This window comes from Sinomonas sp. ASV486, assembly GCF_030908215.1.
GTDB lineage: Bacteria > Actinomycetota > Actinomycetes > Actinomycetales > Micrococcaceae > Sinomonas > Sinomonas puerhi.
In genome coordinates, this window is record NZ_JAVFJK010000006.1 from 144,598 (window position 1) to 167,414 (window position 22,817).

Annotated in this window: 19 protein-coding genes and 2 tRNA genes; 10 read left to right on the plus strand and 11 right to left on the minus strand. The window is 68.7% G+C overall.

The window, feature by feature from the left end; genetic code table 11:
* Positions 1–3 precede the first annotated feature (3 nt).
* Both RBS60_RS10460 and RBS60_RS10465 read right to left on the minus strand, forming a co-directional pair.
* Complete coding sequence (locus tag RBS60_RS10460; protein ID WP_307957498.1) at positions 4–858, minus strand: fumarylacetoacetate hydrolase family protein; 855 nt, start codon at positions 856–858, stop codon at positions 4–6.
* 134 nt (positions 859–992) lie between these two features.
* Positions 993–1,628 (minus strand): DUF1684 domain-containing protein, encoded by a 636-nt coding sequence (locus RBS60_RS10465; protein WP_307957635.1) that lies wholly within the window; start codon positions 1,626–1,628, stop codon positions 993–995.
* Positions 1,629–1,834: 206 nt separating this feature from the next.
* Here RBS60_RS10465 and RBS60_RS10470 point away from each other — a divergent pair, with 206 nt between their 5' ends.
* Together RBS60_RS10470 and RBS60_RS10475 are read left to right on the plus strand one after the other, a co-directional pair.
* Entirely contained in the window at positions 1,835–2,743 is a 909-nt protein-coding gene (locus tag RBS60_RS10470; protein ID WP_307957499.1) for a hypothetical protein, read from the plus strand.
* A 15-nt stretch (positions 2,744–2,758) separates the two neighbouring features.
* Positions 2,759–3,562 carry a transglutaminase family protein gene (locus RBS60_RS10475; protein ID WP_307957500.1) on the plus strand — a complete coding sequence of 268 codons (804 nt, stop codon included), beginning with the start codon at positions 2,759–2,761 and terminating at the stop codon, positions 3,560–3,562.
* 45 nt (positions 3,563–3,607) lie between these two features.
* On the opposite strand, the gene RBS60_RS10480 is transcribed toward RBS60_RS10475, so the two are convergent.
* From RBS60_RS10480 to bcp, 7 genes are all read right to left on the minus strand, one after another.
* A complete protein-coding gene (locus tag RBS60_RS10480) occupies positions 3,608–4,102 on the minus strand; it encodes a MarR family transcriptional regulator (RefSeq protein WP_307957636.1) in 495 nt (164 codons plus the stop codon).
* A 53-nt stretch (positions 4,103–4,155) separates the two neighbouring features.
* Positions 4,156–5,328: a CE1758 family FMN-dependent luciferase-like monooxygenase gene (locus tag RBS60_RS10485; RefSeq protein WP_307957501.1), complete on the minus strand. Its 1,173-nt coding sequence runs from the start codon at positions 5,326–5,328 to the stop codon at positions 4,156–4,158.
* A gap of 111 nt (positions 5,329–5,439) precedes the next feature.
* On the minus strand, positions 5,440–8,631 hold the full coding sequence (locus tag RBS60_RS10490) for an efflux RND transporter permease subunit (protein ID WP_307957502.1): 3,192 nt from the start codon (positions 8,629–8,631) through the stop codon (positions 5,440–5,442).
* Positions 8,632–8,735: 104 nt separating this feature from the next.
* On the minus strand, positions 8,736–10,226 hold the full coding sequence (locus RBS60_RS10495; protein WP_307957503.1) for a malate:quinone oxidoreductase: 1,491 nt from the start codon (positions 10,224–10,226) through the stop codon (positions 8,736–8,738).
* Between the two features lie 114 nt (positions 10,227–10,340).
* Entirely contained in the window at positions 10,341–12,005 is a 1,665-nt protein-coding gene (locus RBS60_RS10500) for an ABC transporter substrate-binding protein (RefSeq protein ID WP_307957504.1), read from the minus strand.
* A gap of 120 nt (positions 12,006–12,125) precedes the next feature.
* Positions 12,126–12,207, minus strand: a tRNA-Leu gene (locus tag RBS60_RS10505).
* A 27-nt stretch (positions 12,208–12,234) separates the two neighbouring features.
* The gene (gene bcp, locus RBS60_RS10510) at positions 12,235–12,729 is read right to left on the minus strand and encodes a thioredoxin-dependent thiol peroxidase (RefSeq protein WP_307957505.1); all 495 of its coding nucleotides are present in this window, start codon (positions 12,727–12,729) and stop codon (positions 12,235–12,237) included.
* A gap of 180 nt (positions 12,730–12,909) precedes the next feature.
* On the opposite strand from bcp, the gene RBS60_RS10515 reads away from it, so the two are divergent.
* Positions 12,910–12,982: transfer RNA gene (locus RBS60_RS10515), tRNA-Lys, on the plus strand.
* A 46-nt stretch (positions 12,983–13,028) separates the two neighbouring features.
* Here the strand turns inward: RBS60_RS10515 and RBS60_RS10520 are convergent.
* Together RBS60_RS10520 and RBS60_RS10525 are read right to left on the minus strand one after the other, a co-directional pair.
* Positions 13,029–13,193, minus strand: a complete 165-nt coding sequence (locus RBS60_RS10520) for a hypothetical protein (protein ID WP_307957506.1) — start codon at positions 13,191–13,193, stop codon at positions 13,029–13,031.
* A gap of 77 nt (positions 13,194–13,270) precedes the next feature.
* Positions 13,271–13,729 carry a hypothetical protein gene (locus tag RBS60_RS10525; RefSeq protein WP_307957507.1) on the minus strand — a complete coding sequence of 153 codons (459 nt, stop codon included), beginning with the start codon at positions 13,727–13,729 and terminating at the stop codon, positions 13,271–13,273.
* Between the two features lie 83 nt (positions 13,730–13,812).
* On the opposite strand from RBS60_RS10525, the gene RBS60_RS10530 reads away from it, so the two are divergent.
* From RBS60_RS10530 to RBS60_RS10560, 7 genes are all read left to right on the plus strand, one after another.
* The gene (locus tag RBS60_RS10530; protein ID WP_307957508.1) at positions 13,813–14,736 is read left to right on the plus strand and encodes a LysR family transcriptional regulator; all 924 of its coding nucleotides are present in this window, start codon (positions 13,813–13,815) and stop codon (positions 14,734–14,736) included.
* Positions 14,737–14,821: 85 nt separating this feature from the next.
* Positions 14,822–16,579, plus strand: a complete 1,758-nt coding sequence (gene ilvD, locus RBS60_RS10535) for a dihydroxy-acid dehydratase (protein WP_307957637.1) — start codon at positions 14,822–14,824, stop codon at positions 16,577–16,579.
* Positions 16,580–16,869: 290 nt separating this feature from the next.
* On the plus strand, positions 16,870–18,744 hold the full coding sequence (locus tag RBS60_RS10540) for an acetolactate synthase large subunit (RefSeq protein ID WP_307957509.1): 1,875 nt from the start codon (positions 16,870–16,872) through the stop codon (positions 18,742–18,744).
* A 2-nt stretch (positions 18,745–18,746) separates the two neighbouring features.
* The gene (gene ilvN, locus RBS60_RS10545) at positions 18,747–19,259 is read left to right on the plus strand and encodes an acetolactate synthase small subunit (RefSeq protein WP_307957510.1); all 513 of its coding nucleotides are present in this window, start codon (positions 18,747–18,749) and stop codon (positions 19,257–19,259) included.
* Positions 19,260–19,338: 79 nt separating this feature from the next.
* Complete coding sequence (gene ilvC / locus RBS60_RS10550) at positions 19,339–20,367, plus strand: ketol-acid reductoisomerase (protein ID WP_307957511.1); 1,029 nt, start codon at positions 19,339–19,341, stop codon at positions 20,365–20,367.
* A gap of 136 nt (positions 20,368–20,503) precedes the next feature.
* Positions 20,504–22,096: a phosphoglycerate dehydrogenase gene (gene serA / locus RBS60_RS10555; RefSeq protein WP_307957512.1), complete on the plus strand. Its 1,593-nt coding sequence runs from the start codon at positions 20,504–20,506 to the stop codon at positions 22,094–22,096.
* Positions 22,097–22,346: 250 nt separating this feature from the next.
* The gene (locus RBS60_RS10560) at positions 22,347–22,760 is read left to right on the plus strand and encodes a hypothetical protein (protein ID WP_307957513.1); all 414 of its coding nucleotides are present in this window, start codon (positions 22,347–22,349) and stop codon (positions 22,758–22,760) included.
* Positions 22,761–22,817: the final 57 nt, after the last annotated feature.

Genomic DNA, 22,817 nt, shown 5'->3' on the forward strand with positions numbered 1-22,817 from the left:
CCCCTAGGGTGCCGCGACGACGCTGTTCGTCAGCGTGCCGATCCCGTCGATGCGGCATTCAACGTGCTGCCCGGCGGTGATGGTGCCCGATGTTCCGGGGAATCCGGTGAGGATTACGTCCCCGGGATGCAGGGTCATGAACGAGCTCGCGTACACGAGGATTTCCTCGATGCCCCATCCCAGATCGGCAACCGTTCCGCCCGGGAGCCGAGCGCCGTCGATCCCCACACCGATCCCCGCATCATCGTGCGGACGCTGCGTGACGATCCAGGGGCCGAGCGGGGTGAACGTGTCAGCACTCTTGGCGCTGATCCAGAGCTCGTCGCGGCCTTGTGCCAGCCGGTCGGTCACGTCGTTGCCGATCGTGAATCCGAGGACTGCCTCCATGGCGTTCTCGGTGGTCAGATGCCGAGCGAGGGCCCCGATGACGACCGTGAGCTCGGACTCGGGCTCGACCCGGGCGCCCGTCGGTGCCTCGATGGCGTCTCCCGGTCCGATGACGCTCGTGGCGGCCTTGTGGAACGCCTGCGGGGGAAGTGCTCGGCCAGCTGCCCCCGTGTTGTGCGCCATGCCGAGGACGTTGGACGGAGAGCAGGGTGCGAGGAAGGTGAAGGCGTCTTGCGTCACCTCGGCGCCCGCCTCCCAACCGGCGCGAGACGGCGAGGCCGCGTTGCCCGGCGAGCCTGGGAATGGTGTCTCCACGACGGTCCAGCGCTGCCCGTGGGGGGAGGCGAAGTCCTCTGCGCCGCTGGCCACGAAGAAGGACTCCTGTGCGTTGGGGGCGTCTGCCGGCCTCACGCGGGCGATGCGGAGCGGAGGTGCGGAGGTGGGTGCGGCTGGGGCGGGGGAGGCGGTCACAATGGACATCCTATGTCCCGGGGGCCGCCTGGGGCATGGCGCGGGGGAGTGGCGTTGCGGAAGCGATAGTGGCGCGGGGAGCAGGATTGCGTAGGGTCACGGCACACATGGATTCACAGCCACGCGCCGGCCGGTCACCCGTACAGTTCGCCAACCGGGATCTCAGCCTCGACGCGGTTCTCGGGCCCGGGCAACGGGCACGCCCATGCCTCGTTGTACGCGCAGCTGGGGTTGTACGCGAAGTTGAAGTCGAGGATGAAGCGCGGACCCAGCCGCGCGCCGTCGTGCGCACGGTCCGGGGCAGCGGAGTTCCGTGCGGCCGTCTCCTCGGCGACTCCGAGGAACGCGCCCTTGATCGTGTCGATGAGGTACCGGCCAGCCCCGTACGATCCCGCCCCACCGCCCGTCCTCCCCGCCGTAGCATCACGGAACGGGACGAAGATTCCGCCGCCGTAGCCCTGATGCCGCCACGCGGCGACGGAACCGATCCCCGGGACCTCGAAGGTTCCGAGCCGCACGAACGGCACCACGCCATCGGTGCCGGTCCGCACGGGGCGCTCCTGCCCCGCGCCCCCGGGGCTGAGTGGCAGTTCGAAGCGGTACGCGGGATCGTAGTCGGCCACCGAGAGGCCGGTGAACGCCGCACGGTCCCGCAACAGGAGCGGCGACGCGGGGTGCGTTCCCATGAGTGCGTCACGCTCGCGCCGCCACAGCGCGTGGGCTTCGCGCGGGCTGGCCGCCGCCCGGACCCGTTCGTAGACCGAGAACATGCGCAGGCGCCAGTCGACCACCTCGTGCGCCGGCAGGTCCAAGGCCGCCTGGGCATCCTCCCACTCGGCGTCGGACCATTCCGTGCTGTCTGGGCTGGCCGGGCCATCCTGTTCGCCCTGGCCGTCCTGGCCGTCCGACCTTGCGTCCCTGTGATCCTCGCGCATGGCGCAAGACTACTCGGGCCCCGCTTCGCTAGGGTGGGGGCATGGACGTCACGCCCCGAAGTGCACCCCACAGTGCACCGCGCACGGGACACCGAACCGGACACTGGACCGGACACTGGACTGGACACCGGGCAGCAGCCGCCAACCATGTCATCGCGGCGGGCGCCGCGATCGCCGTCGCCGCGGTTCTCACAGTTGCTCTGGCCGGGTGCGGCGCGGGTTCCACGGAACCGGTGTGGACTGGCGTTCCGAGCGGGTCGTCGTCGGCGGCACCCGGCGGCCCGACGTCCGGCAGCCCGGGCGCGGGAGGCACGACGGCGAGTGGTCCCGCGGCGTCGTCGGGAACGCCCTCGCCGGGCGCCACGAGCGCCCAGTGGAAGACGTATACGGATCCGGCCAAGAAGGTGAAGTTCGATCTGCCCGCGGCATGGATCGTCCAGTCCACCGATCCAGCTCCCGGTGCGGCCGCTGGGTCCCTGCGCCTGGAGGTCAAGAAGGCGGACGGGACCTTCGTCGCGGCGCTCGCCACGGGCCTCCCGGTGCCCGCGCCGTCCACCTGCGACCCCGCACAGGCCAAGGCCTACTCAGTGCTCAACAGCCTTCCCGTGACAGTGCCGTTCGCGGATGGCCCGAACGTCATCACGCCGCGGTTCGTGTTCCGCGTGATCCAGGGCTACAAGTTCTTCGGCACGTTCGGCCTCACGGGCCTCGCCACCTCCGCCCAGGACGGCAAGGCGTGCGTGCTCGTCAATGTCGTGCCCGGTCCCGCGGGCATCGGCGGCTACTCGTTCGCCGACACCATCGCGGCCACACCCCCCCAAACCGATGCGAAGGTTGCGCCCCTCAAATCTTTCGATACCCTAGCTCAGGCGTCGGCCTACGTCCGCGACTCGGGCGACTTCGCGGACGCGCAGCGCATGATCATGTCGCTGACCTTCACCCAGAACTAGCCCTACTGGAGCCCCATGCAGCGCACCGTCGGTGCCCAGCTGTCGTTCACGACCGCGGCACAGACCAAGCTGGCGATGGCGATTGCCGTCGCCCGCCACCCCGGCTACACGTCCTTCGAGGAGGAACTCGTTGTCACCGCGGACGGGGCGGCGGTGGAACCGCGGGAACTGCTGGACGGCCACGGCGGGCGATTCCACGTGCTCGAGCTGCCCGAGCCCGCACACGTCGAGGTCGCCTACACGGCCCGCGTCGAGGGAACGAGCGAGCCGGAGCCCGTCGACGAGATCGAGCTGATCCGCTACGTGCGCCCCAGCAGGTACGCCGAGAGCGACCGGCTCCTGCCCACGTCGTACGCCGAATTCGGGACTCTCCGGGGTCTTGAGCTCGTCCAGGCGGTCCGTGACTGGGTCAACCGCCAGCTCGCCTACGTGAGCGGCTCGTCCCGTGGCACCGACGGTGCGGTGGAGACGCTCCTCCACCGGCGCGGTGTGTGCCGCGACTTCGCCCACCTCGCGATCGCGCTGTTGCGGGCCAAGGACGTCCCGGCGCGGCTCGCGGCAGTGTATGCCCCCGGGCTGAGGCCCATGGACTTCCATGCGGTGGCCGAGGCCTACGTGGACGGCGCGTGGCACGTGATCGACCCGACGGGCCTCGCCCCGCGCGCCTCGATGGTCCGCATCACGGCCGGCCGGGATTCCGCGGACACGGCGTTCCTCTCGACCGTCGGCGGGCGGATCGTGCTCAAGAAGCTCACCGTCACGGCCGTGGCCGACGAGCTTCCGTTCGAGGACCCCCGGGCCTCCGTCCGCCTAGCCTGAGGGCTCGCGAGCTGTGCCTCCGCACCCCTACGTCGCGGGGTGCGGTCAGAGCGGGTGGTGGGCCACGACGTGCGCGCGGACGCGCTCGGTGAGGTCCCGCAGCTCGGCCAGCCCCCCAGTGTCGAGGGCGTCGCCCATGATCCGCTGGATCTCCCTCACGTGGGCGCGCCCCACCTCGCGCTGGAGCCGCGCGCCCTCGTCCGTGAGCCGCACGACGACGCCGCGCCCGTCCTCGGGCGAGCTCTCGCGCGCCACGAGGCCCTGCTTGGCGAGTCGTTCGACGAGCCTCGACAGGCTGGACTGGGCCAGCAGCACGTGGTCGTTGAGCTCGTTGAGCCGAAGGCCCGCGCCCTCGCACGTGCTCAGGGTGAAGAGCACGTCGTAGGCATTCATGCCGAGCTTCCGGAAGGCCGGGTCGCGCTGCAGGCGGCGCATCACCGCCACCTGGGCGCGGAAGAGCGACTCCCAGGCCTCCGAGACGTCCTTCACCGAGGGTGTGGGCCCGGGAGCCGCCGGGCGGGAAGGCGCCGGAGCTGCCATGAGCGAGGGCGCGGTGTCGGGCCCGGGAGCGGCGCCGGCCACCGGCTGCGTGCTCACCGCGCCGTCGCCCCGGCGGTCGCCTCAGCGGACGCCGTCGCAGCCGACCCGGTCCCGGAGCCTGCGTCCGTCTCGGCCGTCTCTGACCCGGACATGGCAGCGCTGCGGGCTGCGACTCGCGCGGCGTGCGTCGGCCCCTCGGGGACGTCCGCGGGACGCCCCTCGGCGAAGCCCGCCTTGAGCTCGGGAAGCACCTCGCCGAGCAGGTCGAGCTGTTCGAGCACGGTCTTGAGCGGAAGGCCCGCATGGTCCACCAGGAACAGCTGGCGCTGGTAGTCGCCGAAGTAGTCTCGGAACGCGAGGGTCTTCTCGACGAACTCGGCCGGACTGCCCACGGTCAGCGGGGTCTGCGCGGTGAACTCCTCCATCGATGGCCCGTGTCCATAGACGGGTGCGTTGTCGAAGTAGGGGCGGAAATCCCGCTTGGCGTCCTGGGAGTTCCTGCGCATGAAGAACTGGCCGCCGAGGCCCACGATCGCCTGGCTCGCCGTGCCGTGCCCGTAGTGCTCGAACCGCTCGCGGTAGAGGTTGATGAGGCGGATGTAGTGCTCCTTCGGCCAGAAGATGTTGTTGGCGAAGAAGCCGTCGCCGTAGTAGGCGGCGAGTTCGGCGATCTGCGGGGTGCGGATGGAGCCGTGCCATACGAACGGGGCCACCTCGTCGAGGGGGCGCGGCGTGACCGTGAAGTTGTGCAGCGGGGTGCGGAACTTGCCGCTCCACGTGACGGTCTCCTCGTCCCACAGGCGTCGCAGGAGCGCGTAGTTCTCGATCGTCAGCTCGAGGGAGTCCTGCGGGCTCTTGCCGAACCAGGGGTAGACGGGTGCTGTGTTGCCGCGGCCCAGCACGAGGTCCGTGCGGCCGCCCACGAGATGCTGGAGCATCCCGAAGTCCTCGGCGATCTTCACCGGATCGTTGGTGGTGATGAGGGTCGTGGTCGTGGAGAGGATGATCTTCTCGGTCTGCGCGCCGATGTACCCCAGGAGGGTGGTCGGCGAGCTCGGGTAGAACGGGGGATTGTGGTGCTCGCCCGTCGCGAAGACGTCGAGCCCCACCTCCTCGGCGTGCTTGGCGATCTTCACGATCGCCTGGATCCGCTCGCCCTCAGACGGCATGTGGCCGGTCGTCGGGTCGAGGGTGACATCTCCGACGCTGAAGATACCGAACTGCATGGAACGACCTTTCCTCACGCGGTTGCCCTGAGCTGCCGCACATTGAGATAAATGCATTTGCATCTATCTCAACGGGTGAGGTCCCCTGATCATTCCCGGGTCCGTTATGCCTTATGCCTTGGCGGCCCGCCGTCCGGTGACCTTCGGCACGGCACCCGTCGTCCAATCGCCCTCGTCTGTGTCATCGACGTCGTCGGCCGGGAGCTCTGGGGTGCGCTTCAGGCCGCGCAGGAGCCTGCTCTTCTCGAGCCGGCCCTCCACAAGCCGGTACAGGACGGGCACGAGGACGAGTGTGAGCGTCGTCGAGGACACCAGACCGCCGATGACGACGACGGCGAGCGGCTGCGAGATGAAGCCCCCGCCGCCGGTGAGCCTGAGGGCCATCGGCGTGAGCGCGAAGATCGTCGCGAGCGCGGTCATGAGGATCGGCCGCAGTCGTTGGCGCGCGCCCTGTTCGATCGCCTCGGCGAGCGGCAGCGCGGGCCTGCCGCGGTGCGGCCGCCGGTACTGGTTGATGAGGTCGATGAGGACGATCGCGTTGGTCACGACGATGCCAACGAGCATGAGCAGGCCGATGAGGGATGGCAGCCCCAGCGGAATCCGCGTCGCGAGGAGCAGCACGATCGCGCCTGTCGCGGCGAACGGGACGGAGACGAGCAGCACCAGCGGCTGGAGGAGGCTCTTGAAGGCAGCGACCATGATGACGTAGACGATCGCGATGGCCGCGAGGAGTGCCAGACCGAGCTGCTGGAACGACTGGGTCTGCTGGCTCGCCGCGCCGCCCACGGACGCCGTCGCGCCGCCGTCGAGCGTCAGATCCGCCACACGCTTGGTGACCTCGGCGCTGACCGAGCCGAGATTCGTGTCGCCGGGCGTCACGGAGACTGTCGCCGTGCGCTGTCCGGCCGTGCTCGTCACCGTCACCGGGACGTCGACGGCTGTGACGGAAGCGATCTGCGCAAGCGTCAGCCCGCCCGGCGCGCCGGCGATCGGCATGGCTCGGACGGCATCGATGCTTTGGAACTGGGTTCCCTTGCCGATGCGGACCGGGTAGTCCGTCGTGTCGATCCGCACGGTTCCCGCGGGAATCGGGCTCACGGTCGCGGCGAGCGCCGTGCTGATCTGCTGCTCATTGAGGCCAGCGGCAGCGGCCTTCGCGCGGTCAACCTTCACCTGGACCACAGGCTGGCCGGCGGCGAGGTTGCTCGTCACGCCCGTCGCGCCGGGGACATCCTTGAGAGCTGCCGAGACGGCGTCGTTGGCCTTCGCAAGCGCGGCGGAGTCGGGTGCCTTGACCGTCACATCGACGGTCGAGGCCGTGCCGAAACCGCTCTGCTGGCTCCCCACCGAGACGGTGCCGGCCCCGCTGAGGCGCCCGACGGCGTCGCGCACCTGCTGCTGGAGCGCAGCCTGGTCCTTGGACTCGTCCGTGATGACCGTGAAGGTCGCGTTCGAGGCGCCGGACGAGAGGAAGGCGCTGAAGCCGGTCGTGGAGTTGCCGATCGTGACCTGGACCGTCTGGATCCCGTCGATGCCGCGGAGCGCGTCCTCGACCTTCGCGGCGGCCGTGCTCGTCGCGTCGAGGCTTGTGCCCGGGTCTAGCTTCTGCGTCACGGTGAAGTTGTTCTGGCCCGTGTTGCCGAGGAGGTTGGTCGGAAGGAGCGGCGTGAGGGCGAATGTGCCCACGAGGATGAGCGCGCCCGCCACGAGCGTGATGACGGGGTGCTTCTGGGTCCTGTGGAGGATCGGAAGATAGCCGCGCTGGAGCAGGCTGCGGCGCTCCTTCTCGTGCGCCTGGGCTTCGACTTCTGCGGGGTTCACGGCGCCGGGTGACTTGTGCCCGAGGAACCAGTATGCGAGCACCGGAACGATCGTGAGAGAGACGACGAGTGATGCGAGCAGGGCGATCGTGACCGTGAGCGCGAACGGCCGGAACAGCTCGCCCGCGAGGTTGCCGACGAACGCGATGGGCAGGAAGACCGCGACGGTCGTGAGCGTCGAGGCGGTCACTGCGGCGGCGACTTCTCGCACGGCGCCCAGGATCGCCGTCGTCTTCTCCTCGCCGTAGCTCAGGTGCCGCTTGATGTTCTCGATGACCACGATCGAGTCGTCGACGACGCGGCCGATCGCGATCGTGAGCGCCCCGAGCGTGAGGATGTTCAGCGAGTACTTCGAGGCGTACAGCCCGATGAACGTGATGAGGAGCGAGAGGGGGATGGAGACGGCCGTGACGAGGGTCGAGCGGACGGAGAGGAGGAAGACGAGGATCGTCAGGACGGCGAATCCGAGTCCCAGGAGTCCCTCGGTCGCGAGGTCGCGGATGGACTTCTCGATGAACGGCGCCTGATCGAAGACGGCGGTCATCTTCGCGTTCGAGCCGAGGTCCGAGGCCAGCTGGGGGAGCGCGTCGCGCACGGCGTGCGAGACCGCCACGGTGTCGCCCTCCGGCTTCTTCGTCACGGACAGCGCGAGAGTGGGCTTGCCGTCGGTGCGGGTGATCGACGTCGCGGCGTCGTCCTCGATCGTGACGGCTGAGACGTCGCCGATGGTGGTCGGCTGCTTCGCGCCGGTGAGCGGCAGGCCCTTGACCGCATCCGTCGAGTCGACGGGGCTCCCGGCCTGGAGGGAGAGGGTCTTGCCCTGCTCGGACACCGTGCCGATCGGGACGAGCGAACCGCTGTTCTGCAGGGCCGTGCGGATCGAACCGATGTCGACGCCGCGGCTCGCCATGGCCGCCTGGTCCGGCTGGATCTGGAGGTGCTGCGTCGCGCCCCCGGTCACGTCCACGCTGCGGACTCCGTCGATCTTCGTGAGCTTCGGGACCGCCTGCTGGATCAGCTGGGTGTCGAGCTCGCTGAGCCGCTTGTCCGAGGAGACTGCGATGAAGACGATCGGGAAGTCGCTGATGCTGCCCGCGAGGGTGTTCGGCGAGGCATCGGCGGGCAGCTGGGACTTCACGTTGGAGATCGCCCGGTCGATCTGGTTGCGCGCGCGGTCGAGGTTCGTCCCGTACTGGAACGAGAGGCGGATCGTCGAGACCCCGGTGCGGGACGTCGATGCGCTGCTCTCGAGGCCCTCGACGGCCTGGAGCGACTTCTCCAGCGGCTGGCCGATCTGCTTGTCCACGACGTCCGGCGACGCGCCGGCCATCGCCGTGACGACCGTGAGCTGGGGAAACTCGATGGACGGGATGAGTTCCTGCTTGAGGCTTCCCGCAGTGATGACGCCGAAGACCGAGGCGAACACCATGATGAGCGCGATCAGCGCCCTGTTCGCCATGGACAGTCGGGCGAGCCGGAACATCAGAGGCCCTTTCGCAGGGGTCCCGGCCGAGCCGGGGAGAGGTGGACGGGTAGCGAACGGCCCGCGTCCTCGTTGAAGAGGTCACGGGCCGAGGAGGGACCGCCTTAGCGGGCCGGGGCCGCGAGGCCGAGGGACGTCGCGGTGTCCGCGGCGATCTCGGCAGCGAGGTCCGCGTTCTCGTTGAGCTTGAGGCCGTAGCCCGGCATCATCTCGCTGAACTTGGGTTCCCATCCCTTGAAGTTCTTCGGGAAGCAGCGCTGCATGAGCTCCAGCATGATCGGCACGGCCGTGGAAGCGCCCGGCGAGGCTCCGAGGAGGGCACCGATCGACCCGTCGCGGGCCGTGATGACCTCGGTGCCGAACTGGAGCTCGCCGCCCTTGGAGGCGCTTTTCTTGATGATCTGCACGCGCTGGCCCGCGGTGATGAGTTCCCAGCCGTCGCCTGCGGCCTCGGGGAAGTACTCACGCAGGGCCTGGACCTTCGCATCGCGGCTCTTGGCGACTTCCTTGATGAGGTAGGCCGTGAGGTCCATGTTGTCCTTGCCGACGGCGAGCATGGGGATGATGTTGCCGAGGCGGATCGAGCCGGGGAGGTCCCAGAGCGAGCCGTTCTTGAGGAAGTTCGTCGAAAAGCCCGCGTACGGGCCGAAGAGGAGCGAGCGCTTGCCGTTGACGTAGCGCGTGTCCAGGTGCGGGACCGACATGGGCGGGGCCCCGACGGACGCCTGGCCGTACACCTTCGCGTTGTGCTGGGCGGCAACCGACTCATCGGTGCTGCGCAGGAACTGGCCCGAGACGGGGAAGCCGCCGTAGCCCTTGCTCTCCGCGATCCCGGAGGCCTGAAGGAGGTGCAGCGCACCGCCGCCGGCGCCGACGAACACGAACTTGGCGTGGATTCCGCCACGCTCGCCCGAGGCCTTGTGCTTGGTCGCGACGCTCCAGCCGCCGCGGGAGCGCTCGAGGTTGGTCACGTCGGTGCCGTAGTTGACCTCGACTCCGTTGCCCGCGAGGAACCCGACGAGTTCCCTCGAGAGGCGGCCGAAGTCGACGTCGGTGCCCTCGGCCACGCGGGTGGCGGCGACGCGGCCGGCGCCGCGGCCGCCCATGACGAGCGGTGCCCACTCGGCGATCTTCGCAGGGTCCTCGCTGTACTCCATCGAGGAGAAGAGCGCGTTCGGGTGGAGCGCCTCGTAGCGGGCCTTGAGGAAGTCCGCGTGGGCGTCGCCAATCACGAAGCTCATGTGCGGCACCGTGTGGATGAAGTTCGACGGCGCGCCGATGCTGCCGTCGTTGACGAGGTGCGACCAGAACTGGCGCGAGAGCTGGAAGCCCTCGTTGATCCCCAGCGCCTTCGCCGGGCTCACCGAGCCGTCCTTGGCCTGGGGCGAGTAGTTCAGCTCGCAGTACGCCGCGTGCCCCGTGCCCGCGTTGTTCCAGGGGTCCGAGCTCTCGAGCCCCACATCGTCGAGGCGCTCGAAGAGGACGATGCTCCAGCTGGGCTCTAGCTTCTTGAGGAAGGCGCCGAGGGTGGCGCTCATGATGCCCCCGCCGATCAGAACGACGTCGGCAGATCGGGTGGTGGAAATGAAGGTCACTGAAGTCTCCCTGCACAATTGGACCAGTGGCAGAATATCCCCGCCATGGCCGGATCGCTAAATCCTCCGGTGCCGGTCAGTCAAGCCCCTTGAAGGATATTTTTCCGGCCTTCACTAGGCTGAGACAAGGGTCACATGATTGAAGGTCTCGTTGAGCACGGGCGACGTCGGATAGCTCGCCACCCGCGCCGAGACTGCAACCGCCGAGATCGGGTAGGCGATAGGCACCGCGGGCGCCGTTGAGCCGATCTGGCCGTTGATGTTCTGGTACGCCTGCGTCCGGTCGGTGCCGTCAGGGAGGCCTCGGGCGCGCTCGATCTTGCTGAAGATCTGGGCGTCGAACATCCCGAATTCGCCGTTCTTGGCGCCGAAGAGCGGAGCGAGGAAGTCATCGGGGTCGGCGTACGTGCCGTACCGGCCCAGGAGGTGGAAGGCGTGGTCCCCGGGGGAAGTGACCTTCTGCAGATATCCGTCGGACCAGTCCACCGGCACGGGCTTGATGTTCAGGCCCAGCAGCGTCAGCTGGGAGGCGATCTCCGCGTAGACCTTCTCGGGGCTCGGCAGGTAGAGGCGGGCCACGTTCAGCGGGTAGTAGAAGGGGAGTTCCTCGCCCTTGTAGCCGGCCTCGCTCAGCAGGCGCTTAGCCTTCTGGGGATCGTAGCCGGGGAAGCCGCCGGAGGTGTTGAAGCCGCTGAGCTTGGGCGGAACGAACTGGGACGCCGTCTTCGTGTCCTCGAGGAAGAACGGCTTGATCACCGCATCCTTGTTGATGCCGATCGCAATCGCCTGGCGCACCTTGTCGTTCTGCAGCAGCGGCACCGACTGGTTCATCCCCACATACATGACGGAGAACGGGTCGCGGCGGACCACTTGGAAGCCCTTGCGGACGAGCGTCTCGATGTTCGCCACGGTCACGGCGTCGTACCCGTCGATCGTGCCCGCGACGAGCGCCTGGAGCCGGCTCTGGGGAGTGTCGTAGACGACGAACGAGAGCTGGGAGATCTGTCCGCGCTCCCCCCAGTAGTCCGGTGAAGACTCGACGACCACAGCGTCCTTGGTCCATGCACGGAACCGGAAGGGCCCGGTGCCCACGGGATGCTGGGCGTAGCGCGAGATCGGGACCCCGGACGAGGTCTGGTCCTCCACGTCCGCGGTGCTGGCCGTGAGGGCAGCAGGGGAGGAGATCGCCAAGCCCGGCGCGGTCATGGCCGCCAGGAAGCTCGTGAGCGGCTGCGTCAGGTCGATGCGGACCTCGTGGTCGCCCAGGACGGTGCAGCCCTTGTACAGGGAGAGCGCTGCCTGATCCGCGTGCGCCTTGAACACCGCAGTGAAGGGAAGGCCCGGGTGCGAGGCGCGGAACTGCGGGGTGAACGCGAACCAGCGGTCGAAGTTGGCCTTGACGGCCGCGGCATTGAAGGGCGTTCCGTCGTGGAACTTCACGCCGCTGCGGAGGGTGAACGTCCAGGAGAGGAGGTCCGAGCTCTGGGTCCACGCGGTCGCGAGGGCGGGCGCCGGCGCCCCTGTGTCCGGATCGGTGGTCAGGAGGCACTCGAGGACCTGCCGGGTGATGCGCGATGACTCGATGTCCGGTGTCACCGCCGGGTCAAGGGCGATCGGCGGCGCCGGGGTCGCGAACGTGAACTTGGCGGTGGGGCCCGCTGAGCCACTCGGGGTGGGCGACGGTGCCGGGGAGGGCGACGGCGTGCAGCCGGCGAGCAGCGCCGCTGTCGCCGCAGCCTGGAGCAGTTCCCTGCGCCCGATGGTCCGTGAACGGCTCACGACTTCTTTGCCTTTCGCTTCCGCCGCATGCCCGGCGCCGTCATGACTGGGTGTCGACCTGTTCGGCCGGATCAACCGCTGGCCGGGTCGACCGCAACGGCGGGACTGGGCCGGAGGCAGTGCGCGAGGAGGGACTTGAACCCTCACGTCCTAGGACACAGGAACCTAAATCCTGCGTGTCTGCCAATTCCACCACTCGCGCGGACCCCGCCACGGCGGGGCAACCCGATCAGTCTACCGGCAGGATCTTCAGGTCCCGGTGGAGCTTGGCGACATGCCCCTTCGCGCGGACGTTGTACTGCGCAACGTCGATCCGCCCGTCGGCGCCGATCACGAAGGTCGACCGGATGAGCCCCTGGTAGACGCGCCCGTAGTTGACCTTCTCGCCCCACGTGCCGTACGCCTCGGCGACCGCGTGATCCTCGTCCGCGAGCAGGAGGAACCCCAGGTGCTGCGCGGCGGCAAATTTCCGCACGTCTGCGGCCGGATCAGGGGAGACGCCCACCACCCTCAGTCCGGCCCCGTTCAGGCCCGCAAGGCTGTCGCGGAAGTCGCATGCCTCCTGGGTGCACGCAGGCGTGTCCACCTGGGGGAAGAAGTACAGGATCGTGCGCTCGCCTGCGAGGTCCGCGAGCGACGTCGTGCCTCCCTCGGAATCCGGGAGGGAGAAGGCAGGGGCAGCATCGCCCGCGGTGAGGCGGCGTTCAGGTCCAGAAGTGGTCACGACGACGAGCCTAGCGGCCCCCGTAGAGCGACAGGGCAGCCGTCGACGCGGTGGCCGAGCTCACGCCGGAAAGGCTCGGCGCCGATTTCGTTTTTCGAAGGGACTCCTGTAGAGTTTCATGTCGTTGCGGGGCACGGAGATGATCCAAACGGATCGTCGAAATCTTCCTGCAGCGACAATGCGCCTCTAGCTCAACTGGCAGAGCAATTGACTCTTAATCAATGGGTTCCGGGTTCGAGTCCCGGGGGGCGCACGGAAGAAATTGAGGGCTCCGGCTGACGCCGGGGCCCTCAATGCGTTCAGGCCGAGGCCGGACCGCGAGGCACCGCGGATGCCGAGGTGAGCGTCCGGAGAGATCCACGATGCCGTCCGCGACGCGCCGTCGAGGCATCTTCGCGGACCACCGTCCATACGGCAAGGGCGAGCGTGATGGCGCCCGAGATCCCGATCAGCACCACGTCCATGGCAGCCTCCGTGAAGGTCCCGTCGCTGTGGACGGATGTGCCTATTGAACGACTCGTGCCCAGCCGGAGTCCAGTGCCTAGAGGTCCGCGAGATCGCGCAGGAAGGAGGCGAGATCGGCGGCATCCTCGTCCTGTGAGAGCGTACTGGCCGAATGGGGGCCCAGGACGCAGGTCGCGCGCAGGGTGAGGGTGATGATGCGGCCCGTGCTCATGGCAATGTCGAAGGCGCCGGGGGCGGCCTCGGCGACGAAGGCGAGATTGGAGAGGTCGATGGCAACCGGTCGGTCGAGCGCCGCGAGCGTCGCGCGGTTGAACGGGGTCAGGATCAGCTCGACAGGCCTGCGACGGTACCCGACGATGATGCCCGCCGGGACAGGTGCGGCCGGGCGCTGGCCCGTCACTGTCCCGCCGCACTCCGAGGCGCATACGAGGTTGTAGTCGCCGTAGTTGGGTATCTGGGTATCGAAGACATGGTGGAGCGCTGCCTTCAACGCAACGTCCGAGCCGGGAACGTCTCCGGCGGCTGTGCTGCTCATTCATGCTCCTTTCACCGTGGACAGTCTACGTATCCCGTCTGGCGGCGGGGCCGGACGGCGGCCCGGCCCAGTAGCCTGTGCGCATGGACTTCCGCAGACTCCTGCTCCTGCGGGAACTGGCCGATCGCCGCACCGTCGGCGCGACGGCCGACGCCCTCGGGATCACGCCGTCGGCCGTCTCGCAGCAGCTCAAGCTCCTCCAGGAGGAACTCGGGATCGTCCTCCTCGAGCGCCAGGGCCGCGGCGTGCGGCTCACCGAGGCAGGGGAGGCGATGGCGGCTGCCGCGGCCGGAGTGGCCGTCGCCATGGCCCGCGCGGAGGCCACGGCCGATGGCTACCGCCGCGGAGAACAGGCGATTGTGACGGCGGCTTTCTTCCCAAGCTCGGCTGAGATGCTGCTCCCGGGCCTGCTGGACCGGGTCGCGGAGCGTGAGGGCCTGCGCCTCGATGCTCGGCTCGAGGACCCGAACGTACAGGGCTTCATCGACCTCGCGGCGGATGTGGATGTCGTGGTGGCCCACTCGGTCAACGGGCCCGCCGAGTTCGCGAGGCCCGGCCTCGTGGTCGAGCTCCTCCTCGAGGAGCCGCTCGACGTTGCGCTCCCCGCGGCCCATCCGCTCGCAGCCAAGGCAGCGCTCGAACCCTCCGATGTGGCCAGCTATCCGTGGATCGGCGTGCCGTCGGGGTTCCCCTTCGACACCGTGCTGCGGCAGGTCGAGCTGCAGGCGGGCCATGTCATCGAGCGGACGCAGCTCATGCCGGACCTCAGGGCCATGGAGGCCCTCGTGCGGGGCGGGCACGGACTGAGCCTCCTCCCGCGTTTCACCGCGCGTGGGGCGCTCGCGAGCGGACTCGTTCTGCGGCCGCTCACGGGAGTCCACGCGGGTCGTAGCATCGTGCTCCTTGCGCGCGCCGAGGTGGCCGCGCGGCCCACGGTGCGCAGCGTCATGGACATGGTCCACGCTGAAGCGCGCCGAGTCCTGCACGACGACCTCCTGCGCGGGTGAAGGGACCCGCTCGCGATTGCACCTCCCGGACCCGTGATCTGCCTCACCCTCCGGTCCTAGACTGTGCGCCATGACCGAGCAGAGCATGGCCCAGACTGTGTCAGCGGATCCTTCAGCGTCGACGGCTCGTTCGGGGTCGGCGGCCCCTTCGACGCCGGTCGACCCCAAGCCGCGGAGCCGCGTGGTGACGGACGGCATCCACGCTGCCCCCGCGCGCGGCATGCTGCGTGCGGTCGGCTTCGGCGACGAGGACTTCGCCAAGCCGCAGGTGGGCATTGCGAGCTCGTGGAACGAGATCACCCCCTGCAACCTCTCCCTCGACCGCCTCGCCAAGGCCGCCAAGGAGGGCGTCCACGCCGCGGGTGGATTCCCGATGCAGTTCGGGACGATCTCCGTCTCCGACGGCATCTCCATGGGCCACGAGGGAATGCACTTCTCGCTGGTCTCGCGCGAGATCATCGCCGACTCGGTCGAGACGGTCATGCAGGCCGAGCGGATCGACGGGCAGGTGCTCCTCGCGGGCTGCGACAAGTCGCTGCCCGGCATGCTCATGGCCGCCGCGCGCCTCGACGTCTCCAGCGTCTTCCTCTATGCAGGCTCGATCATGCCGGGTTGGGTCAAGCTCGAGGACGGCACCGAGAAGGACGTCACGCTCATCGACGCCTTCGAAGCCGTCGGCGCCTGCGCGGCGGGCAGGATGTCCACCGGGGACCTGGACCGGATCGAGCGGGCCATCTGCCCGGGCGAGGGCGCCTGCGGCGGCATGTACACCGCGAACACCATGGCGAGCGCTGCCGAGGCGCTCGGGATGTCCCTGCCGGGCTCGGCAGCCCCGCCGTCCGCAGACCGGAGGCGGGACATGTTTGCCCACCGTTCGGGGGAGGCCGTCGTGAATCTGCTGAAGCAGGGCATCACCGCACGCGACATCCTCACGCGCGAGGCGTTCGAGAATGCGATCGCCGTGACGATGGCGTTCGGAGGCTCGACCAACTCGGTGCTGCACCTCCTGGCGATCGCCCGCGAGGCCGAGGTCGAGCTCGAGCTCGCGGACTTCAACAGGGTCGGGGACAGGGTTCCCCATCTGGGAGACCTCAAGCCGTTCGGCCGGTATGTCATGTACGACCTCGACAGGGTGGGCGGGGTTCCCGTCGTCATGCGCGCCCTGCTCGACGCCGGTCTCCTGCACGGCGACGCCCTCACGGTCACCGGCAGGACGGTCGCGGAGAACCTCGCCGAGATCGCACCCCCGGACCTCGACGGCAAGATCGTGCGCGCGATGGACAACCCGATCCACCGCACCGGCGGGCTCTCGATCCTGCACGGCTCGCTCGCTCCGGACGGCGCTGTCGTGAAGACGGCAGGCTTCGACGCCGAGGTGTTCGAGGGCACCGCGCGCGTCTTCGAGCGCGAGCAGGCCGCGCTGGATGCGCTCGACAACGGCCAGATCGCGGCGGGGGACGTCGTCGTCATCCGCTACGAGGGGCCCAAGGGCGGCCCGGGCATGCGTGAGATGCTCGCGATCACGGGCGCGATCAAGGGAGCCGGCCTCGGAAAGGACGTCCTCCTCCTCACCGACGGCCGATTCTCCGGCGGGACGACGGGGCTCTGCATCGGCCACGTGGCCCCGGAAGCGGTCGACGGCGGCCCGGTCGCCTTCGTGCGCGACGGCGACCGCATCCGCGTTGACATCCCGCAGCGGAGGATCGACCTCCTGGTCGACGACGCGGAGCTCGCGTCGCGCCGCGAGGGCTGGGCGCCGCTGCCGGCCAGGTTCACCAGGGGAGTACTGTCGAAATACGCCAAGCTCGTCCACTCGGCGAGTGAGGGCGCCGTCCTCGGGTGACCCCTCTGCGGGTGACCGCGCCCCTGAGTCTCACGTGCTGGATAAGCGTCCGTATATTGAGACGGGCGCGGGCCAGATTGACACGCCAGAGCGAGATTGGCAAGACTGTCCGCATGCAGACCGTTCCGACGAGCAGAGTGCTCGATGTCGTCGTCCTTGCCAAGCGCGTGGCTCACTGAGTCCGTCTGGCACGATCTGTCACGCGCAACCCCTCGAGACGCCAGGCGGCCGAGGGGTTTTTCGTTTCTGAGCACACAACCTTCGCCACGAAGATCCTAAGGAAGAGACTGATGAGCAAAGGAACGCCAATCAGCCCATCGCTGATGGCTTCGAAGCCGTCCTCGGCCAAGGCCGCGGATCCTGTCGACACCGTCGACTCTGCCTCTGCCGTCCTGGGGCCCAACCGTGTTGTTGAGCCCACAGAGATGACTGGATCTGAAGCAATTGTCCGCTCGCTCGAGGAACTGGGCGTGGACGATGTCTTTGGTCTACCGGGCGGCGCGATCCTGCCGACCTACGACCCTCTGATGGCTTCGAAGATCAACCACATTCTCGTGCGCCATGAGCAGGGCGCAGGCCACGCGGCCCAAGGGTACGCGATGGTCACCGGGCGTGTGGGAGTCTGCATTGCGACGTCAGGTCCGGGAGCCACCAATCTGGTGACCGCGATCGCCGACGCGCACATGGACTCCGTCCCCCTCGTTGCAATCACCGGTCAGGTCGCGAGCTCCGTGATCGGCTCGGACGCCTTCCAGGAAGCGGACATCGTGGGCATCACCATGCCCATCACGAAGCACTCCTTCCTGGTGACGAATCCGGCGGACATCCCCCAGGTCCTCGCCGAGGCCTTCCACCTTGCCTCGACCGGCCGCCCCGGACCCGTCCTCGTCGACGTGGCGAAAGACGCCCAGCAGGCCAAGACGGTCTTCAGCTGGCCGCCGAAGATCGACCTGCCGGGCTACCGGCCCGTGACCCGCGGCCACAGCAAGCAGGTCCGCGAGGCAGCCAAGCTCATCGCCGCCGCGTCCAAGCCCGTGCTGTACGTGGGCGGCGGCGTCGTCAAGGCCCATGCCTCGGCGGAGCTGCTTGCGCTTGCAGAGGTGACCGGTGCCCCCGTCGTCACGACCCTGACCGCCCGTGGCGCATTCCCCGATTCGCACCCCCAGCACCTCGGCATGCCGGGCATGCACGGCGGCGTCGCCGCGGTGACGGCCCTCCAGCAGGCCGATCTGCTCATCACCCTCGGCGCGCGGTTCGACGACCGCGTGACCGGCGTCCTGAGCACCTTCGCTCCGAACGCGACCGTGATCCACGCCGACATCGACCCGGCCGAGATCTCGAAGAACCGCACGGCCGACGTGCCGATCGTGGGCTCGGTCAAGGAGATCCTCCCCGAGCTCGCGGAGACCGTGAAGGCCAGCTACGAGAAGGACGGCGCGCCCGACCTCACCGCATGGTGGTCGTTCCTGAACAAGCTGCGCGAGGACTACCCCCTCGGCTGGACGGAGCCGGAGGACGGACTCCTCTCACCGCAGCACGTCATCCAGCGGATCGGTGAGCTCACCGGTCCGGAGGGCGTGTATGTCGCCGGCGTCGGGCAGCACCAGATGTGGGCTGCGCAGTTCATCAAGTACGAGCGGCCGCACGCGTGGCTCAACTCGGCCGGCCTCGGCACGATGGGCTACTCCGTGCCGGCCGCGATGGGCGCCAAGGTGGGCAATCCGGACCGGGTGGTCTGGGCGATCGACGGTGACGGCTGCTTCCAGATGACCAATCAGGAACTCGCGACATGCGCGCTGAACAACATCCCGATCAAGGTCGCGATCATCAACAACTCCTCGCTCGGCATGGTCCGGCAGTGGCAGACGCTCTTCTACGACGGCCGCTACTCCAACACTGACCTCCAGACGGGCGCCGACACGGTCCGCATCCCCGACTTCGTCAAGCTCGGCGAGGCCTACGGCTGCGCGTCCTTCCGCGTCGAGCGCGAGGAGGACATCGACGCCACGATCCAGAAGGCGCTCGAGATCAACGACCGGCCGGTGGTCATCGACTTCGTGGTCAGCCCCAATGCCATGGTCTGGCCCATGGTGCCCTCCGGCGTCAGCAACGACCTCATCCAGGTCGCCCGCAATTCCACTCCCGACTGGGAAGAGGAGGACTGAGCATGTCGCGCCACACCCTGTCCGTGCTGGTCGAGGACAAGCCCGGCGTCCTCACCCGCGTTGCCGGTCTCTTCGCCCGCCGCGCGTTCAACATCCACTCGCTCGCAGTGGGACCCACCGAAGTCCCGGGCGTCTCGCGGGTGACCGTGGTGGTGAACGCCGAAGGCGACCTCCTGGAGCAGGTCACCAAGCAGCTGAACAAGCTCGTCAATGTCATCAAGATTGTCGAGCTCCAGCCTGAGAGCTCGGTCCAGCGGGACCATCTGCTCATCAAGGTCCGTGCGGACGCTGTGACCCGGCTCCAGGTCACCCAGGCCGTGGACCTGTTCCGGGCGTCTATCGTGGACGTGTCGACCGATTCGGTCGTGGTCGAAGCCACCGGCACGACCGAGAAGATCCAGGCCCTGCTGAGTGTCCTCGAGCCGTTCGGCATTCGCGAGATCGTCCAGTCCGGGACGCTCGCGGTCGGCCGCGGCTCCAGGTCGATGAGCGACCGCGCCCTGCGCGCGGGCTAGCCTGACGCCCCTTCGAACTCGGCCGGCGGTGACCGCCGTCGGCACCCCCGCATGTGAAACAGACTCAAGGAGACACCAAGTGACAGCAGAGCTCTACTACGACGACGACGCCGACCTCTCGATCCTCCAGGGCCGCAAGGTCGCTGTGATCGGCTACGGCAGCCAGGGCCATGCCCATGCGCTCAACCTCCGTGACTCGGGCATCGACGTCCGCGTCGGCCTCCAGGAGGGCAGCAAGAGCCGTGCCAAGGCCGAGGAGCAGGGCCTCAAGGTCCTCACCCCGCGCCAGGCCGCGGAGGAGGCGGACGTCGTCGTCATCCTCGCGCCGGACCAGGCCCAGCGCCACCTGTACGCCGATGAGATCGCTCCGGCCCTCAAGGCGGGCGACGCCCTGGTGTTCGGCCACGGCTTCAACATCCGCTTCGGCTACATCCAGCCGCCGGCCGGCGTCGACGTGATCCTCGTGGCCCCGAAGGCTCCGGGCCACACGGTGCGCCGGGAGTTCGTCGCGGGCCGCGGCATCCCGGACATCATCGCGGTCGAGCAGGACGCCACGGGCAAGGCCTGGGACCTCGCGAAGGCCTACGCCAAGGGCATCGGCGGCACGCGCGCCGGCGTCATCAAGACCACGTTCACCGAAGAGACCGAAACGGACCTCTTCGGCGAGCAGGCGGTGCTCTGCGGCGGCGTGTCCCACCTCGTCCAGGCAGGCTTCGAGACGCTCACCGAGGCCGGCTACCAGCCGGAGATCGCCTACTTCGAGGTTCTCCATGAGCTCAAGCTCATCGTGGACCTCATGTGGGAGGGCGGCATCGCCAAGCAGCGCTGGAGCATCTCCGACACGGCCGAGTACGGCGACTACGTCTCGGGCCCGCGCGTCATCACCCCGGCCGTCAAGGAGTCCATGAAGGAGATCCTCGCCGACATCCAGTCGGGTGCCTTCGCGAAGCGCTTCATCGACGACCAGGAGAACGGCGCCAAGGAGTTCCTCGCGCTGCGCGAGAAGGAGGCTCAGCACCCGATCGAGGCCACTGGCCGCGAGCTGCGCTCCCACTTCTCCTGGAAGCAGCAGGACGCCGACTACACCGAGGGCTCTGCCGCGCGCTGACCCCCGCCGACCGCGGCGGCGGGCGACCTGAGCGCCCCGCCGCCGCGGCTTCTGGGGCGGATCGCCTCACCTACCCGCATCCCTCAGCACCGCTATTCCCGCCGTTACCCCGCCTGAACTGGAGAGGCCCCGCCCAGTGACCACCAAGCCCGTCGTCCTCCTCGCCGAAGAACTCTCTCCCGCCACGATTGCCGCACTCGGCCCGGACTTCGAGATCCGCTACACCGACGGCTCCGACCGCGCCCAGCTCCTGCCCGCAATCGCGGACGTGGATGCGATCCTCGTCCGCTCCGCAACCCAGGTGGACGCCGAGGCCATCGCCGCCGCCAAGAAGCTCAAGGTCATCGCCCGCGCCGGCGTCGGCCTCGACAACGTCGACATCAAGGCCGCCACGCAGGCCGGTGTCATGGTCGTGAACGCCCCGACCTCGAACATCGTCTCCGCCGCCGAGCTGACGTGCGGCCACATCCTGAGCCTCGCCCGCAACATCCCCGCCGCGAACATCTCGCTCAAGGGCGGCAAGTGGAAGCGTGCCAAGTACGCGGGCACCGAACTTCTCGACAAGAAGCTCGGCGTGATCGGCCTCGGACGCATCGGCGCCCTCGTCGCCGCACGCATGCAGGCGTTCGAGATGGAGGTCCTCGCCTTCGATCCCTACGTGACGGCGGCTCGCGCGGCCCAGCTGAACGTCAAGCTCGTCACCCTCGACGAACTCCTCGCGCAGAGCGACTTCATCACGATCCACATGCCCAAGACGCCAGAGACCGTGGGCATGCTGGGCAAGGACGCGTTCGCCAAGATGAAGAAGACCGCCTATGTGGTCAACGTGGCCCGCGGCGGTCTCATCGACGAGGAGGCCCTCGCCCGGGCGCTCGAGGACGGCGAGATCGCCGGCGCCGGCGTCGACGTGTTCTCGAAGGAGCCGAGCACGGACCTCGCGTTCTTCGGCCACGAGAGCGTCGTCGTCACGCCGCACCTCGGTGCGTCCACCGACGAGGCGCAGGAGAAGGCCGGGGTGTCCGTTGCCAAGAGCGTGCGGCTCGCCCTCGCGGGCGAGCTCGTGCCCGACGCTGTGAACGTGGCTGGCGGCGTCATCGCCCCGGACATCCGCCCGGGCATCCCGCTCATCGAGAAGCTCGGCCGCATCTTCACTGCGCTCGCGCAGGACTCGGTCACCCAGATCGACGTCGAGGTGGCAGGCGAGATCGCGAGCCTGGACGTCAAGGCCCTCGAGCTCGCGGCACTCAAGGGCGTCTTCACGGACGTCGTGTCGGACAAGGTCTCCTACGTCAACGCGCCCGTCCTGGCGGAGCAGCGCGGTGTTGCCGTCCGCCTCCTCACCACGACCGAGGCCGAGGACTACCGCAATGTGCTCACCATCCGCGGCCTTCTCCAGGACGGCACGCAGGTCTCGGTGGCCGGTACGCTGACGGGCCCCAAGCAGGTCCAGAAGCTCGTGGGCATCAACGGTTACGACGTCGAGATCCCGATCTCTGAGCACCTCGTGGTGATGTTCTACTCGGACCGCCCGGGCGTGATCGGCACGATCGGCCACATTCTGGGCATGAACGAGATCAACATCGCGGGCATGCAGGTGGCCCGGGCCGACGCCACGGGCACCGCGATGGCGCTGCTCACCGTGGACTCCGCGATTCCGCCGACGGTCCTCGAGACCGTCAAGCGCGAGATCGGCGCGACGGTGCTGCGCGAGGTCGACCTCGAGGACTGACCGGCCGCGTCCAAGGCGACGACTCACGACGGCGACCCTCACCGCACGCGGTGGGGGTCGCCGTTGTCCGTGGCCCGCAGTCCGTGGGCGCCCAGCAGGGCGGCCGAGATCCGCCGACGGGGGACTTTCGACGCTGGCACGGCGGAACGAGCCCTCCTACTGTCGTCATCAGGGATGTTCCTGATTCAGAGGCAGGCGAACCATGCGCGCGAGTGGACTGACCAGAGCTGCGCGGGGCAGCCTGATCGCAGTGGCTGTCTTCAACGCGCTGTCGGCTGTCGCGGGCGGAGTCGGCATGCTGCTCACGGACGGCCTGGGCATGCCCCGATCGTTCCTGGACAACAGTCCCTTCAACTCGTTCCTCGTGCCGGCGCTCATCCTGCTGATCGTCATCGGTGGCACCCAGACGCTCGCGACGGTACTCCTGATTGGCCGGCGCGCGTCCGCCCTCCTGTGGACCGCCGTTGCCGGGTTCGCCATGCTGATCTGGATCCTCACGGAGACGGTCATGATCCAAGGGTTCAGCTGGCTGCAGGCCCTCTACTTCGCCACGGGCGGCGTGGAGCTCATCCTCGTCCTTGCGCTCCTCGGCATCGTGTCCTGGCTCCCGCGGGCTGCGGACTGGGCGCCGGCGGTCCGGGCCGGGAACGGGCGGCGGCGCTAACGCTCCTCGGCGCCGACGGCTCACGTGGAGGCCGGAGCGGGCACTTTTCGCCACGGT

Coding starts and splice junctions, on each gene's coding strand:
- RBS60_RS10490 (WP_307957502.1), bottom strand. CDS start 8,631: ATGTTCCGGCTCGCCCGACTGTCCATGGCGAACAGGGCGCTGATCGCG.
- RBS60_RS10520 (WP_307957506.1), bottom strand. CDS start 13,193: ATGGACGTGGTGCTGATCGGGATCTCGGGCGCCATCACGCTCGCCCTT.
- ilvN (WP_307957510.1), top strand. CDS start 18,747: ATGTCGCGCCACACCCTGTCCGTGCTGGTCGAGGACAAGCCCGGCGTC.
- RBS60_RS10470 (WP_307957499.1), top strand. CDS start 1,835: ATGGACGTCACGCCCCGAAGTGCACCCCACAGTGCACCGCGCACGGGA.
- RBS60_RS10540 (WP_307957509.1), top strand. CDS start 16,870: ATGAGCAAAGGAACGCCAATCAGCCCATCGCTGATGGCTTCGAAGCCG.
- RBS60_RS10485 (WP_307957501.1), bottom strand. CDS start 5,328: ATGCAGTTCGGTATCTTCAGCGTCGGAGATGTCACCCTCGACCCGACG.
- RBS60_RS10530 (WP_307957508.1), top strand. CDS start 13,813: ATGGACTTCCGCAGACTCCTGCTCCTGCGGGAACTGGCCGATCGCCGC.
- ilvD (WP_307957637.1), top strand. CDS start 14,822: ATGGCCCAGACTGTGTCAGCGGATCCTTCAGCGTCGACGGCTCGTTCG.
- RBS60_RS10475 (WP_307957500.1), top strand. CDS start 2,759: ATGCAGCGCACCGTCGGTGCCCAGCTGTCGTTCACGACCGCGGCACAG.
- RBS60_RS10525 (WP_307957507.1), bottom strand. CDS start 13,729: ATGAGCAGCACAGCCGCCGGAGACGTTCCCGGCTCGGACGTTGCGTTG.
- RBS60_RS10465 (WP_307957635.1), bottom strand. CDS start 1,628: ATGTTCTCGGTCTACGAACGGGTCCGGGCGGCGGCCAGCCCGCGCGAA.
- RBS60_RS10480 (WP_307957636.1), bottom strand. CDS start 4,102: ATGGCAGCTCCGGCGCCTTCCCGCCCGGCGGCTCCCGGGCCCACACCC.